The organism is Paracoccus denitrificans (assembly GCF_900100045.1).
Classification (GTDB): domain Bacteria; phylum Pseudomonadota; class Alphaproteobacteria; order Rhodobacterales; family Rhodobacteraceae; genus Paracoccus; species Paracoccus denitrificans.
The window spans coordinates 1-13,449 of record NZ_FNEA01000008.1 but is presented as its reverse complement, the minus strand read 5'-3'; the positions used below and the strand labels follow the sequence as shown (position 1 = coordinate 13,449).

General features: G+C 68.6%; 13 protein-coding genes. 8 read left to right on the top strand and 5 right to left on the bottom strand.

Annotation, left to right across the window (positions count from 1 at the left end):
* The first annotated feature begins 30 nt into the window (after positions 1-30).
* The 6 genes from BLT64_RS08260 to BLT64_RS08235 all read left to right on the top strand — a co-directional run bounded on the left by BLT64_RS08260 (position 31) and on the right by BLT64_RS08235 (position 6,361).
* The gene (locus BLT64_RS08260; protein ID WP_011748991.1) at positions 31-603 is read left to right on the top strand and encodes a DUF3035 domain-containing protein; all 573 of its coding nucleotides are present in this window, start codon (positions 31-33) and stop codon (positions 601-603) included.
* Between the two features lie 100 nt (positions 604-703).
* Complete coding sequence (locus BLT64_RS08255; protein ID WP_011748990.1) at positions 704-2,122, top strand: M16 family metallopeptidase; 1,419 nt, start codon at positions 704-706, stop codon at positions 2,120-2,122.
* Positions 2,119-3,432 (top strand): M16 family metallopeptidase, encoded by a 1,314-nt coding sequence (locus BLT64_RS08250; protein ID WP_011748989.1) that lies wholly within the window; start codon positions 2,119-2,121, stop codon positions 3,430-3,432. The genes BLT64_RS08255 and BLT64_RS08250 overlap by 4 nt, the downstream gene beginning before the upstream one ends.
* Before the next feature lie 43 nt (positions 3,433-3,475).
* A complete protein-coding gene (gene mutL, locus BLT64_RS08245; RefSeq protein WP_011748988.1) occupies positions 3,476-5,296 on the top strand; it encodes a DNA mismatch repair endonuclease MutL in 1,821 nt (606 codons plus the stop codon).
* Complete coding sequence (locus BLT64_RS08240) at positions 5,293-5,940, top strand: sulfotransferase family 2 domain-containing protein (protein WP_011748987.1); 648 nt, start codon at positions 5,293-5,295, stop codon at positions 5,938-5,940. The genes mutL and BLT64_RS08240 overlap by 4 nt, the downstream gene beginning before the upstream one ends.
* 49 nt (positions 5,941-5,989) lie before the next feature.
* Positions 5,990-6,361: a DUF3775 domain-containing protein gene (locus BLT64_RS08235; RefSeq protein WP_011748986.1), complete on the top strand. Its 372-nt coding sequence runs from the start codon at positions 5,990-5,992 to the stop codon at positions 6,359-6,361.
* 183 nt (positions 6,362-6,544) lie between these two features.
* Here the strand turns inward: BLT64_RS08235 and BLT64_RS08230 are convergent, their stop codons facing one another.
* From BLT64_RS08230 to BLT64_RS08210, 5 genes are all read right to left on the bottom strand, one after another.
* Positions 6,545-7,729 (bottom strand): PQQ-dependent sugar dehydrogenase, encoded by a 1,185-nt coding sequence (locus tag BLT64_RS08230; protein ID WP_011748985.1) that lies wholly within the window; start codon positions 7,727-7,729, stop codon positions 6,545-6,547.
* A gap of 63 nt (positions 7,730-7,792) precedes the next feature.
* On the bottom strand, positions 7,793-8,848 hold the full coding sequence (locus BLT64_RS08225; protein ID WP_011748984.1) for a saccharopine dehydrogenase: 1,056 nt from the start codon (positions 8,846-8,848) through the stop codon (positions 7,793-7,795).
* A 22-nt stretch (positions 8,849-8,870) separates the two neighbouring features.
* Positions 8,871-9,719, bottom strand: coding sequence for a C40 family peptidase (locus BLT64_RS08220; RefSeq protein ID WP_011748983.1), 849 nt, complete (start codon positions 9,717-9,719; stop codon positions 8,871-8,873).
* Positions 9,716-11,119, bottom strand: coding sequence for a leucyl aminopeptidase family protein (locus BLT64_RS08215; RefSeq protein ID WP_011748982.1), 1,404 nt, complete (start codon positions 11,117-11,119; stop codon positions 9,716-9,718). The genes BLT64_RS08220 and BLT64_RS08215 overlap by 4 nt, the downstream gene beginning before the upstream one ends.
* Positions 11,120-11,191: 72 nt before the next feature.
* Entirely contained in the window at positions 11,192-11,569 is a 378-nt protein-coding gene (locus BLT64_RS08210) for a hypothetical protein (protein WP_041530300.1), read from the bottom strand.
* A gap of 143 nt (positions 11,570-11,712) precedes the next feature.
* On the opposite strand from BLT64_RS08210, the gene BLT64_RS08205 reads away from it, so the two are divergent.
* Both BLT64_RS08205 and BLT64_RS25995 read left to right on the top strand, forming a co-directional pair.
* Entirely contained in the window at positions 11,713-12,363 is a 651-nt protein-coding gene (locus BLT64_RS08205) for a carbonic anhydrase (RefSeq protein WP_011748980.1), read from the top strand.
* 314 nt (positions 12,364-12,677) lie between these two features.
* Positions 12,678-13,429 (top strand): IS5 family transposase gene (locus BLT64_RS25995; protein WP_086000141.1). Its coding sequence is split into 2 segments (ribosomal slippage): positions 12,678-12,999 and positions 12,999-13,429, totalling 753 coding nucleotides; the frame shifts between segments, so codons are not numbered across the junction.
* The last annotated feature ends 20 nt before the right edge of the window (positions 13,430-13,449 follow it).

The following is a 13,449-nucleotide window of genomic DNA, read 5'->3' as shown; positions in this document are numbered from 1 at the left end:
AACGGGCCGGACGAACAAGAGGGACGGAAGATGCGGGCGATCGCGCTGACCATGACCACGCTGCTGCTGGCCGCTTGCAGCAGCGATCCGCATCTGATGAACACCAGCGCCGGCCGCTCCAGCCCGGACGAGTTCTCGATCCTGCCGACCAAGCCCTTGCAGATGCCCGCCGACCTGAACGTGCTGCCCACGCCGACGCCGGGCGGTGCGAACATCACCGATCCGACGCCCCATGCCGATGCCGTGGCGGCGCTGGGCGGCAATCCGGGCCAGCTTTCCGTGCAGGGCGTCGGTGTTGCGGATGCGGCGCTGATCGCTCATGCCTCGCGCCTGGGTCGCGACCCGGCGATCCGCCAGACCACCGCGCAAGAGGATCTTGCCTGGCGCAGCCGCCATTCCCGCCGCGCGCTCGAGGTGCTGGCGCGGACCAATGTCTATTATCGCGCCTACGATCCGATGACGCTGGACAGCTGGTCGGAACTGGAGCGCTGGCGCCCGACCGGCGTGCAACTGCCCGCGGCACCGCCCCGCGGCCTGAGCCAGGGGGGCGAAGTCGCCCCGCCCAGCGTCCACGACCGGGTGCCGATCCTGCGCGAGGACTAGGCGCCTCGCGCGCCGATCACGCCGAGATGAGGGGCGGCAGGCTTGCGCGCGCCCGTCCGCGCGGGCAGGTTCGGGGCGCAACCCGGAACCGGAGCCTGCCATGACCATCCTGACCCGCCTTGCGCCCGTTGCGCTGCTGCTGGCCGCATCCCCCGCGCTGGCCGAAATGCCCAAGGGGATCAGCCATTTCACCCTGGAAAACGGACTTGAGGCCGTGGTGATCGAGGATCACCGCGCCCCGGTCGTCGTGCAGATGCTGTGGTATCGCATCGGCTCGGCCGACGAGCAGCCGGGCAAGTCGGGCATCGCGCATTACCTGGAACACCTGATGTTCAAGGGCACCGACAAGCTGGGACCGGGCGAGCTGTCCAAGACCGTGACCGCCAATGGCGGCCGGGACAATGCCTTTACCAGCTATGACTTCACCACCTATTTCCAGCGTATCGCCAGCGACCGGCTGCCGCTGATCATGGAAATGGAGGCCGACCGCATGGCCAATCTGAAGATCGGCGAGGATGACTGGCAGGCCGAGCGGCAGGTGGTGCTGGAGGAGCGCTCGCAGCGCACCGACAGCGACCCCGGTGCGCAATTCTCGGAAGAGCGCAGCGCGGTGCAGTTCTACAACCACCCTTACGGCCGCCCGGTGATCGGCTGGCGGCAGGAGATGGAGGGGCTGACGCGCGAGGACGCCATCGCCTGGTATGACGCGCATTACGCCCCGAACGCCGCCGTTCTGGTCATCGCCGGCGACGTGACGCCCGATCAGGTGCGCGAACTGGCCGAAGAATATTACGGTCCCGTCCCGCCCAAGCCCGATGCGACCCGCAAGCCGCGCCCGCAGGAGCCGATCCAGCGTTCGCCCCGGCGGATGGAGCGGGTGGATGCCCGCGTCGCCCAGCCGGTGATGATCCGCACCGTGATCGCACCCGAACGCAACCGGGGCGAGCAGCAGACCGCTGCAGCGCTGACCGTGATGGCCGACCTGCTGGCGGGTTCGGCGCAGACCTCGGTCCTGGCGCGGGATCTGGTGCTGACCGGCAAGGCGCTTTACGTCAACGCCTCCTATGACGGGTTCTCGGTCGATCCGACGACCTTCGGCATCTCGATGGTGCCGGCGCCGGGCGTGTCGAATGCCGAGGCCGAGGCGGCGCTGGACGCGGCGCTGGCGAAATTCCTGTCCGACGGTCCCGACCCGGCGCAGCTGGAACGGGTCAAGACCCGGATCCGCGCCGCCCGCATCTATGCCCAGGATTCGGCGCATGGCCGGGCCTATGACTATGGCCAGGGCCTTGCCACCGGCCTGACCGTCGAGGACGTGAACGACTGGCCCGACATCCTGGCCGCCGTCACGCCCGAGGATATCCGCGCCGCCGCGAAACTGGTGCTGGAGAGCAAGGGCAGCGTCACCGGCTGGCTTCTGCCGCCCCCGGATGCGCAAGTCGAGGCCGGGGCCCAGCCTGTTCCCGCGGCCCCGCAACCCGTCTCTGCCGATGCCGCCAACCCGGGAGAAGCCGAATGATCCGCACTCTTGCCACCCTTGTCTTCGTCCTGCTGGCCAGCCTGCCTGCCCGCGCCATCGAGATCCAGCAGATCACCTCGCCCGGCGGCATCAGGGCCTGGCTGGTCGAGGATCACTCGATCCCCTTCACCGCGCTTTCGCTGATGTTCAAGGGCGGCGCCAGCCTCGATGCGCCCGGCAAGCGCGGCGAGATGAGCCTGATGACGGCGCTGCTGGAGGAAGGCTCGGGTCAGATGGATTCGGTGCAATATGCCGAGGCGGTCGAGGCGCTGGGGGCGCAGAACCGTTTCGACGTGGGCGACGACGCGCTGATCGTGAGCGCCCGCATGTTGACCGAGAACCGCGACGAGGCGGCCGAACTGTTGCGCCAGGCGCTGGCCGAGCCGCGCTTCGACCCGGATGCCGTCGAGCGGGTGCGGGCCCAGTTGCAGGCGGTGATCCGCTCCGAGGCGACCGATCCCAACGCCATCGCCAGCAAGGAACTGGCGCGGCTGGCCTGGGGCGAGCATCCCTATGCCACCTCGATCAACGGCACGCGGGATTCTGTCGCGGCGTTGACCCGCGAGGATCTGGCCGCGGCCAAGGATCGCATTCTGGCCCGCGACCGCGTGGTGGTGGCGGCAGCAGGCGACATCACCGCCGAGGACCTGGGCAAGTTGCTCGACAAGGTGCTGGGTGGGCTGCCCGAGCAGGGCTTGGCGCCGCTGCCGGAAAAGGCCGCGCTGGAACTGACCGGCGGGGTGACGATGATCGACTGGGACAGCCCGCAAACGGTGGTCAGTTTTGCCCAGCCCGGCCTGCCCATGTCCGACCCGGATTACTTTGCCGCCTATGTCGCCGATCACATCCTGGGCGGCGGCGGCTTTTCGTCGCGGCTGATGGACGAGATCCGCGAGAAGCGCGGGCTGACCTATGGCGTGCGCACGGGCCTTGCGAACGGCGTCTATGGCGAGACCTGGCAGGGCGGCATGGCCAGCGCCAACGATAAGGTGGCCGAGGCGGTCGGCCTGATCCGCAGCGAATGGGACCGTTTCGCCGAGGGGGGCGTGACGGAAAAGGAACTGGCCGACGCCAAGACCTATCTGACCGGCGAATATGCGCTGCGCTTCGACGGCAACGGCAAGATCGCCGGCATCCTGGCCGGGATGCAGCTGATCGGCCTGCCGGCGGATTATGTCAACACCCGCAACGGCAAGATCGAGGCGGTGACGGCCGAGGACGTGCAGCGCGTGGCGCAGCGCCTGCTGCATTCCGACCAGATCCGCTTCGTGCTGGTCGGCCGGCCGGAAGGCGTCGACGCGACGAACTGACGAATCCTTTCCCGGAGCGCCGGGAAATGCTAGATCTGGGGGCATGAACACTCATGCCCCCAAGATGCGCCCGATTATCCGGCAATTGGACGAGGCCGCCGCCAACCGCATCGCCGCCGGCGAAGTGGTCGAGCGCCCGGCCTCGGCGGTCAAGGAACTGGTCGAGAATGCGCTGGACGCCGGCGCCTCGCGCATCGAGGTCGCAATCGCCAAGGGCGGCAAGGCGCTGATCCGGGTCAGCGACGACGGCTGCGGCATGACGGCCGAGGATCTGCCGCTGGCGCTGGCCCGGCACGCGACCAGCAAGATCGACGGCAGCGACCTTCTGGACATCCGCAGCTTCGGCTTTCGCGGCGAGGCTTTGCCCAGCCTGGGCGCCGTGGGCCGGCTGTCTATCACCAGCCGCGCCGCCGGTTTCGACGGCGCGCAGATCGCGGTTGCGGGCGGGCGCATCGGCCCGGTCAAGCCTGCGGCGGGCAATCGCGGCACGGTGGTGGAACTGCGCGACCTGTTCTTTGCCACGCCGGCACGGCTGAAGTTCCTGCGCTCGGACCGGGCCGAGACCCAGGCGGTGGCCGAGGTGATCCGCCGCCTCGCCATGGCCGAGCCCTATGTCGGCTTCACGCTCTCGGACGAGGACGAGGGCCGCGTGCTGTTCCGCGCCGATGCCGAGCAGGGTGAGCTGTTCGGCGCGCTGCAGACCCGGCTGGCCCGCGTCATGGGCCGCGATTTCATCGACAATGCGTTGGCCGTAGACGCGACGCGCGACGGCATCACCCTGACCGGCTTTGCCGCCCTGCCGACCTATTCGCGCGGTGCGGCGGTGGCGCAGCATCTTTATGTCAACGGCCGCCCGGTCCGCGACAAGCTGCTGACCGGGGCGCTGCGGGCGGGCTATATGGACGTGCTCGCCTCGGGCCGGCATCCGGCGGCGGTGCTGTTTCTGACCTGCGATCCGCATCAGGTCGATGTGAACGTGCATCCGGCCAAGGCCGAAGTCCGTTTCCGCGAGCCCGACATTGCCCGCGGGCTGGTGGTCAGCGCCTTGCGCCATGCGCTGGCGGGGGCGGGGCATCGCGCCTCCTCGACCGTGGCGATGGCGGCGCTGGGGGCGGCGCGGCCCGAGCCCGCTTCCGAACAGCCGCGCCGCTATCAGGCGAGCTACGCCCCCGCCCGCCCCTCGGCCCCGGCCATCGCCGCCAGCCTGGCCTTTCAGGCGCCGGGCTTTGCCGAGGCGCCCACCGCGCGGGTCGAACCGCAACCCGAGGCCCTGCCCGAACCCACCCAGGCGCCGCTGGGCGCCGCCCGCGCGCAGCTGCACGAGAACTGGATCGTCGCCCAGACCGCCGACGGCATCGTCATCGTCGACCAGCATGCCGCGCATGAGCGGCTGGTCTATGAGCGGCTGAAGGCCCAGCTTGATGCCACCGGTATCGCCAGCCAGGCCCTGCTGATCCCCGAGATCGTCGAACTGTCCGAAGCCGACGCCCATCGCATCCTTGCCATTGCCGGGGAACTGGCGGCGCTGGGGCTGGTGATCGAGCCCTTTGGCGGCGGCGCCGTGGCGGTGCGCGAGGTGCCGGCGCTGATCCAGCGCCTGAACGCTGCGGCCCTGATCCGCGACATCCTGGACGACCTGGCCGATCAGGGCGCATCGGACCGGCTGCGGGCGCGGGTCGATGCGGTGCTGTCCTCGATGGCCTGCCACGGCTCGGTGCGCTCGGGCCGGCGCATGTCGGCGGACGAGATGAACGCGCTTTTGCGCGAGATGGAGCGCGTGCCGAAATCCGGCCAGTGCAATCACGGCCGACCGACCTGGATCGAGCTGAAGCTGGCGGATATCGAGCGGCTTTTCGGGCGATGATCATCTCGCACCGGCACCGCTATGTCTTTGTCCATATTCCGAAAACCGGCGGCACCTCTTTGACGATGGCGCTGGAGGCGCGGGTGGGCAAGGATGACATCATCCTGTCCGACACGCCCAAGGGCCGCAACCGCCGCCGCCGGGTCAGGGGCGTGGCCGCGCGCGGGCGGTTGTGGAAACATTCGACGCTGGCCGATATCCAGGGGCTGGTCGATGCGGCCGCCCTGGCCGACTATCTGGTCTTTACCCTGGTGCGGAATCCCTGGGCGCGGGCGCTGAGCTATTATTCCTGGCTGCGCGGTCAGGGCTTTGCGCATCCCTCGGTGCGGCTGGCCAAGGCGGCCGGCTTTGCCGATTTCCTGCGCGACCCGATGACGCAGGCGCAACTGGCGGTTCCGGCCCGGCATTACCTGACCGGCCCGCAGGGAGAGCGCGCGGCGCTTTGCCTGCGGCTGGAACATCTGGGCGCCGACCTGCCGCAGCTCGAGGCTCGGCTGGGCTTTTCCCTGCACCCGCTGCCGCATGAGAACCGCTCGGAGCATGGGGACTGGCGCCTGGCCTATGACGCCGAAACCGCCGGCATCGTCGCACGCGCCGCGGCCGAGGACATCGCCCGCTTCGGCTATCGCTTCGATCCCGATTGACCCGGGCGCCCGTCGGGGCGACAAATGGACAGATCCCGGAGGAGCCGTCATGCTGGAAATCAGTCCCGAAAAGATCGCCCATGTCGTCATTCGCGCCCGCGAATACGACAGCGGCGTGAACGCCTGGGCGCATAGCGGGCATCGCAAGGGCCATGGCACCCAGACCGAACTTGCCGAATTCATCGCCAGCCTGAACGAGGACGAACAGGCCAGCCTTGTCGCGGTGATGTGGATCGGCCGCGATACCTTCGGCCCCGAGGATCTGGACGAGGCGATCGAGACCGCCAAGGCCGAGCGCAGCTCCCCGACCGAGGACTACCTGATGGGTGAGCCGCAACTGGCCGATTACCTGGAAGCGGGGATGGAGGCACTGGGCATTTCGCCCGAAGAGGTCGAGGACGAGTTGCAGCGCCCCGTCTAGCCGCCCGAACCGGATCGGCAACCGTTCTGTTCGAGCCTGCGGAAGCAAGCGCAGGTTCCCGGCTCTCGGCGGATCATGCCGGGGTCGTCGGGTCGATGCCAGGCTTTGGGTCCAACGCCGTGATCGGGACCGGGCATCGGCGACCGGGCCTGCCCCCATGCTTCGGAGGCGAGTATCCCGCCGTCAGCCGCGCGCCAGCCGGATCAGCTCTCCGGCATCGGTCAGGATCAGCAGTGCACCATCCGGCGCCAGTTCGATGTCGCGCACCCGGCCGATGCCCTCGACCAGGCGCTGCTCTCCGGTCACGCGGTCGCCCTCGATCCGCAGCCGCACCACCGCCCCGGCCTGCAAGCCACCGATCAGCGCATCGCCCCGAAGCTCCGGGAACATCGCGCCGTCATAGAACAGCATGCCGCTGGGCGCGATCACCGGATCCCAGTAATAGACCGGCTGCTCCATGCCTTCGCGGCTGGTGATGCCCTGGCCGATGGGGGCGCCGCTGTAATCCTGGCCATAGGTGATGACCGGCCAGCCGTAATTGCGCCCTGGCTCGGGGCGGTTGAGTTCGTCGCCGCCCTGCGGGCCGTGCTCGACCGTCCACAGCCGGCCCTGCGCGTCCAGCGCCGCCGCCTGGATGTTGCGATGGCCCCAGGACCAGATCTCGGGCCGGGCCTGGCCGTCGCTGAACGGGTTGCCGGGTGCGGGAGCCCCGGTTGCGGGGTCGATGCGCAGCACCTTGCCCAGATGGGTGTTCAGATCCTGCGCCAACTGCCGTGGCTCTGGCCGCGAGCGCTCGCCGGTGGTGACGAACAGCCGGCCCTGCCGGTCGAAGACCAGGCGCGAGCCGAAATGCAGGGTTGAGGCCCATGCCGGCTCCTGCCGGAAGAGCACGCGCATTTCCTCCAGCGCGGTGCCGTCGTCCGACAGCCGCCCGGTGCCGACCGCGGTGGCGTTCCGCCCGTTGCCGCGCGGTTCGGAAAAGCTGAACCAGACCTGCCGGGTGCTGGCGAAGTCCGGCGCCACCGCCACGTCCAGCAGCCCGCCCTGGCCGCGGGCATCGACCCGGGGCAGGCCCCGGATCGGCTCGGACAGCCGGCCGTCGCGATAAAGCCGCAGCGTGCCGGGGCGTTCGGTGATCAACAGCCCGCCATCGGGCAGAAGCGCCATGCCCCAGGGATTGCCGAGCCCCCGGATCAGCGGCGTCCGAGAGATGGGGATCTGCTGGTCGATCTCGGCCGCGCGGGTCTGGCCTGGAAAGGCCGGCTCCTGCCCCCTGGCATTCGGCGGCCGGTCGTTCAACTCGGCCAGCGCCGGCAAGGCGGCGAGGCACAGGGCAAGGCTGGCGGCAAGGGCGCGTCGCGGCATCATGGTCGCATCCGTCTGGCAGGGTCGCGCCTCAACGCGCCTGCCGGCGCTTGCGTTCCCGCGCCGTCACAGCGCCGAGAGGTGGTCCTGGAAGGTCGCCCGCGCCCGGCCCCATGCCCCCTCGTCGATGCGGTCCAGGCCTTTCAGCACCGGCAGCAGCTGCCCGGCATAGTCCAGCGCGCTTTCGCGCGGCAGCAGCGAGGGCAGATTGTCGATCGCCATCACGTCCAGCGGCGGATGATCGGCGACGCGGATCACCGGCTCGGCCCAGTTGGTCGCGCGGTCATAGACCTTGACCGGGTTGAAATCGCTGGAGGGATCGCAGGCGACATCGCCGATCACCCTCAGCCGCCGACCGGGATCGACCGCCTCGGGCGGCACGAAGACCGGGGTTCGTGGCCCGGCCAGGATGCAGTTGATGAACAGTTCATGCGCCAGGATCTCGGGGAACGGGCCGCCGCTGGCGGTCTCGGCCATGTCCCATTTCGTGACCCGCACCCCCATTGCTGCCAGCAGGTCCGAGGCACCGCCGCCGACCCGTCCCAGCGCGCCGATCACGATGGCATGTGGTCGCGGCGCGCCGGTCGCGTCCAGCTCGGCCCGCAACTCGTCCTGCATCGCCTCTTGCGATGGCCAGCCGGCGACCGGCGCGCAGATGCCCCCCTGTCGCTGCGTCGCCCAGGCTTTCAGCGTGACCGCAGCCCCTGCGAAACCGGCCCAATAGCCGAATGCCGCCAGCCTGCGGCCGTCGCTGTCGGTCAGGTATTCCAGATCGTAAAGCGTGCCGCCGCCTTCGCGAAAGCGGCGCAGCAGCGCCAGCCCGGCCGGCTGGCCCTTGTAGGCATGGCCGAACATGATGTGGCGATGCGACAGGGGCGTGCCGTCCTCGGGCAGTTCCTTGAGGCCGAAGATGACGGCCTCGGCCGGGGCACCCGGCCAGGCGCCTTCGGGCGCGATCTCGGCCCCGGCTGCGGCGTAATCGGCGATGGGCAGGATGCGATGCGGGCTTTCCTCGACCGTGACGTGGAAGCCCTGCGCGATCAACTCGCGCACACCCGCAGGAGTAATGCCGACCCGCCGTTCGTTGGCGCGGCTTTCCGTGCGGACCCAGAGATGAACCATAGGTGCCTCCTTATGCTTGGGGCTAGGGAAACCGGGCCTGCGCGGCAAGCGAGGGCCGCCGCGCGCCGCGAAACGGCCCTTGCCCGGCGGCGTCGATGCGGGCGATGGCCTGGGCGATAGGCTCGACGATCACCGCCATGGCGAAGGCAGTGGCGTGGACCATGCGCTCGCCGTCCAGCGCCAGGGCGACATGGCCGGGCCAGAACAGCAGGTCGTTGCGGCGGACCCGGTCGTCGGCCGGGGCGAAGGCGGCCTCTTGCAGGTCGCTGTCGCCGGGGCAGGGCACGGCGCAGGCCGCCAGCGCCGCCTGCGCCAGACCCGAGCAGTCGATGCCGCAGCGGCTGTTGCCGCCCCACAGATAAGGCGTGCCCAGGAAACGCTCGGCCACCGTGGCGGGATCGCGCTCGGGCCGGTCCGAGATATGCTGGGCCGGCACCCAGCCGCCCTGCGCCAGCCGGGCGAAACCGTCCTGCATGGCGATGACCGACAGCCGCGCACCCAACGACAGGCGCATCGACTCGGGCGTCTTCATGTTCGGCTCGGCATAGACATGGGTGGCGGGGGCGCTGACGCGATGGGTGATCGCGGGCATCTGCCCGTCCAGCCCTTCGGCCCGGACCCAGCCGCAATAGCCATCCGCCGCCGCCTGCACGAAGGCCCAGCCATCCACCTGTTCCAGCAGCACAAGATCCGCGCCGAAATTCAACTGACGGTCGCGGGCGCCTCCGGGCGCACGGCACAGGTCGGCCAGCGGCACCGCCAGCCGCACCGGCTGGCCGGGGGTATAGGCCGGGCGCTGCAGGATGCCGCGCAGGCAGTCCAGCGCAATACGCTCGGTCGCCGGCGTCAGGCGGCGGTCGGGTGCCGTCATCGCAGGATCTCCGGCAGGGCGTGCAGGATGGCGCGCATGGCCTGGCCCGCGCCGCCCTTGGGCCGGCCCGGTGCGGCGCTGGGCTGCCAGCCGTAGATGTCGAAATGCGCATAGGCCCGCGCCTGGCCGGTAAAGCGGCGCAGGAACAGTGCCGCAGTGATCGCCCCGGCGAAGCCGCCCGAGGGTGCGTTGTCCAGATCGGCGATGGCGGGCTCGATCATCGCCTCGTAAGGCTCCCAGAAGGGCAGGCGCCAGACCGGGTCGGCATGGGCCCGGCCTGCGCCCTGGATCGTGGCGGCCAGCGCGTCGTCGTCGCAGAAGAATGGCGGCAGTTCGGGACCAAGCGCGACGCGGGCGGCGCCGGTCAGCGTCGCCATCGAGACCAGCAGATCCGGCGCCTCCTCATCCGCCAGCGCCAGCGCGTCGGCCAGCACCAGCCGGCCCTCGGCATCGGTGTTGTTGACCTCGACCGTCAGGCCCTTGCGGCTGGTCAGCACGTCGCCGGGGCGGAAGGCATTGGCGGAGATGGCATTTTCGACCGCCGGGATCAGGATGCGCAGCTGCATGGCGCGGTGCAGGCCCAGGCGGGCCAGGGTCTCGGCCAGTCCCAGCACGTTGGCAGCACCGCCCATGTCCTTTTTCATCAGCGCCATCGAGGCGGACGGCTTGATGTCCAGCCCGCCGGTGTCGAAGCAGACCCCCTTGCCGACCAGCGTCAGCCGCGGCCCCTCGCCCGGGAAGCGGATGTCGATCAGCCGGGGCGGCTGAGCACCGGCCCGGCCGACGGCGTGGATCATGGGGAAATTCCGCGCGAGCAGATCGTCGCCGCAAGTCACCTCGATTTCCGCGCCATGCCTCTGGGCCAGTTCGCGGGCGGCCTGCTCCAACTCGCCCGGCCCCATGTCCGAGGCCGGGGTGTTGATCAGGTCGCGCGCCAGATACTCTCCTGCCGCCATGGCGATCAGCCGGTCGCGATCCAGCCCGTCGGGGCAGACGATCCGGGCGCGCGGTGCCTCGATCCGCTTGTAGCGGTCGAAGCGGTATTGCGCGAAAAGCCAGCCCAGGGCGCCTTGCGTCAGGTCGAAACCTTGCGGGCGATTTGCCAGGTGCCAATTGCCGGCAGGCAGGGCCTCGGCCGCTCGTGCCAGCGCAAAGCGTTCGCGCGCCGGGCGATCCGCGGCCGCCGGTTCGGGGCCGATGCCGAACAGCGCCCCGTCGAGCCCGCCCTCGGCCGAGGGCAGCAGGCAGACCTGCCCCGGCTTGGCCGCGAAACCCTGCGCCCTGGCCCAGTTCGCCGCAAAGGGGCCGATTTCGGGCGGCAGGACGGGCTCGGCTTCGCCCGGCCGGATCAGCCAGAGCGGAAGCGAGGGGGCATCGGAATCGGCGAATTCGGGAATCATCGGCTTGCTCGTGATCTCTTGACCTTTGTGGCACCCTAGCGCCCGGGTGCGAGGCTGCAAGGCGCGATCCGCTCAGCGGTCGTCCGGCGGATCCCACAACTCGGTCAGGGAGCGATTGCCGATCCGTTCCAGCCGGCGGACCGTGGCGGCCAGGGCAGGGGGGTCCCGGCGTTCGGCGCAAGCACCGACATCGATGGCGACCCCGGCCAGGGTGACCAGCCCGACCTGCCAGGCCAGCCGCGAAAGCTGGTCGGCACTGGCGACAATGGCCCCGAGATCGCCGCGCTGCGAGGCCGCGACCGTGCGGCGCAGCGCCAGCGCAAGCTGTTCCAATGCTGCGCCGATGACTTGTGCCGCCGCCGGCTCACCCAGTTCACGAATGATCTGCTCAAGCCTTTGCACGTCGATCCGGACGGTTTCGTCCATGGCCAGAACTGCAATCTTGGTCATCCCTGCTCCCATGTCGGGCCCTGTCGCGCCGATGCGCAAACTGGCAGCAATCCATCAAGAAAAGGTTATGAGGCTTGCGCTAAACCACTCGAACTTTATCGGTTCAGCCGCTATCACTCGTTCGATCGGTAGATGAGGAAGCAATGAGAGAAGCACGTCCACTGCCGCAGTATCTGGTCCAGCGCTATCATGGTTGGCGCGCCACAGCCTTTGTCGAGAATCGGGTCTGGTATCGCCGGTTGGCCGATGACGGCCAGCACCCCCGCGCCATGGTCATTGCGTGCTGTGATTCGCGCGTGCACGTGACCTCGATCTTCGGGGCGGATACCGGCGAATTTTTCATTCATCGCAACATCGCGAATCTGGTCCCCCCCTATGCGCCGGATGGCGAGCAGCACGGCACCTCGGCCGCGGTCGAATATGCGGTGAACACGCTCAAGGTCGCGCATATCGTCGTCGTCGGGCATACGAATTGCGGCGGCGTGCAGGGATGCCATGCCATGTGTTCCGGCCATGCGCCCGAGCTTGAGGAGAAATCCAGCTTTGTCGGTCGCTGGATGGACATCCTGCGTCCGGGGTATGAGCGCGTGACCCCGCTGCCGCCAGAGCAGCAGATTCGCGAACTCGAACGGCAGGCAGTGCTGATTTCGCTCGAGAACCTGATGACCTTTCCCTTCGTGAAGATGGCGGTCGAATCGGGCAACCTGTCGCTGCACGGCGTCTTGCACGATATCGCCGAGGGAATGCTGGAGCAGTACGACCATCAGGCCGGAGGTTTCGCACCGATCGTCTGAACGGTCGCTGCGGCGGTTCCCGGGGGCAGCCCGCAATTTCAGGTGCCGGCGGGTGAATGCCTGGTCGGCCCTGATGCTGGTATGGGCCGGGGTTGTGGCAAAACTCTGCGTCGCTTGCACATCGGCAGGGGCTGCTGTGCGTTTCGTGCTGTATCAGCAAGACCCGTGCCGATTTTTGGGTGTCCTTGCGCCTGATCATCCCGGTATGGCCGCTATCAGATGTCGGATGCCGACCAATGCGACCACTTACTTGATGTTGTGTGCTAGGGCGTGTGGGGATTCACAAACGGGGGTTGATGTGATTCATCCTCCGGATGGATCGCGATGTTCTGACGGATGCCCAGTGGGCGAAGATCGAGCCGCATTGTCTGGGTAAGCCAAGCGACCCTGGACGCAGCGGCAAAGACAACCGGTTGTTTCTGGAGGCGGTGCTGTGGATTGTGCGCACGGGCAGTCCGTGGCGCGACCTGCCGGAGCGGTTCGGCAACTGGAACACGGCATTCCGGCGGTTCCGAGATTGGCGGGAAGCCGATGTTTTCAGGCGCATATTCGATGCGCTGTCGGATGAGCCTGACCTGGAATATGCCATGGTCGATGCGACGATCGTCAAGGTCCACCGTCATGGTCAGGGCGCAAAGGGGGGACTCAGAGCCAGGCCATTGGCCGCTCCAAAGGCGGCATGACGACCAAGATTCTGGCCCTCACCGATGCCTTGGGCAACCTCGTGCGCTTCCGTCTGATGCCGGGCCAGCGCTACGACAGCGTCGAGGTGCCGCCGCTGATCGACGGGATCGCTTTCGACGGGCTGATCGCCGACAAGGCCTTCGACAGCAATGCATTGGTTGCCGAGTTGAACGACCGCGGCGCTCGGATCGTGATCTCACAACACCCCGCCCGCGCGCAGAAACTCAGGATCGACCCCGACATCTACGCCTGGCGCCACCTCATCGAGAACTTCTTCTGCAAGCTGAAGGAGTTCAAGCGCATCGCCATGCGTGCCTGCAAAACCGATCAGAGCTTCGAAGCAATGGTCTACCTCGCTGCAGCCGTTATCAACTCACGATGAATCCCCACACGCCCTAGTGT

Bases quoted from the DNA above. Each gene is read 5' to 3' on its own strand.
- BLT64_RS08205 (WP_011748980.1), top strand. From the start codon at position 11,713: ATGAGAGAAGCACGTCCACTGCCGCAGTATCTGGTCCAGCGCTATCAT.
- BLT64_RS08220 (WP_011748983.1), bottom strand. From the start codon at position 9,719: ATGACGGCACCCGACCGCCGCCTGACGCCGGCGACCGAGCGTATTGCG.
- BLT64_RS08215 (WP_011748982.1), bottom strand. From the start codon at position 11,119: ATGATTCCCGAATTCGCCGATTCCGATGCCCCCTCGCTTCCGCTCTGG.
- mutL (WP_011748988.1), top strand. From the start codon at position 3,476: ATGAACACTCATGCCCCCAAGATGCGCCCGATTATCCGGCAATTGGAC.
- BLT64_RS08250 (WP_011748989.1), top strand. From the start codon at position 2,119: ATGATCCGCACTCTTGCCACCCTTGTCTTCGTCCTGCTGGCCAGCCTG.
- BLT64_RS08210 (WP_041530300.1), bottom strand. From the start codon at position 11,569: ATGACCAAGATTGCAGTTCTGGCCATGGACGAAACCGTCCGGATCGAC.
- BLT64_RS08225 (WP_011748984.1), bottom strand. From the start codon at position 8,848: ATGGTTCATCTCTGGGTCCGCACGGAAAGCCGCGCCAACGAACGGCGG.
- BLT64_RS08260 (WP_011748991.1), top strand. From the start codon at position 31: ATGCGGGCGATCGCGCTGACCATGACCACGCTGCTGCTGGCCGCTTGC.
- BLT64_RS08240 (WP_011748987.1), top strand. From the start codon at position 5,293: ATGATCATCTCGCACCGGCACCGCTATGTCTTTGTCCATATTCCGAAA.
- BLT64_RS08235 (WP_011748986.1), top strand. From the start codon at position 5,990: ATGCTGGAAATCAGTCCCGAAAAGATCGCCCATGTCGTCATTCGCGCC.
- BLT64_RS08230 (WP_011748985.1), bottom strand. From the start codon at position 7,729: ATGATGCCGCGACGCGCCCTTGCCGCCAGCCTTGCCCTGTGCCTCGCC.
- BLT64_RS08255 (WP_011748990.1), top strand. From the start codon at position 704: ATGACCATCCTGACCCGCCTTGCGCCCGTTGCGCTGCTGCTGGCCGCA.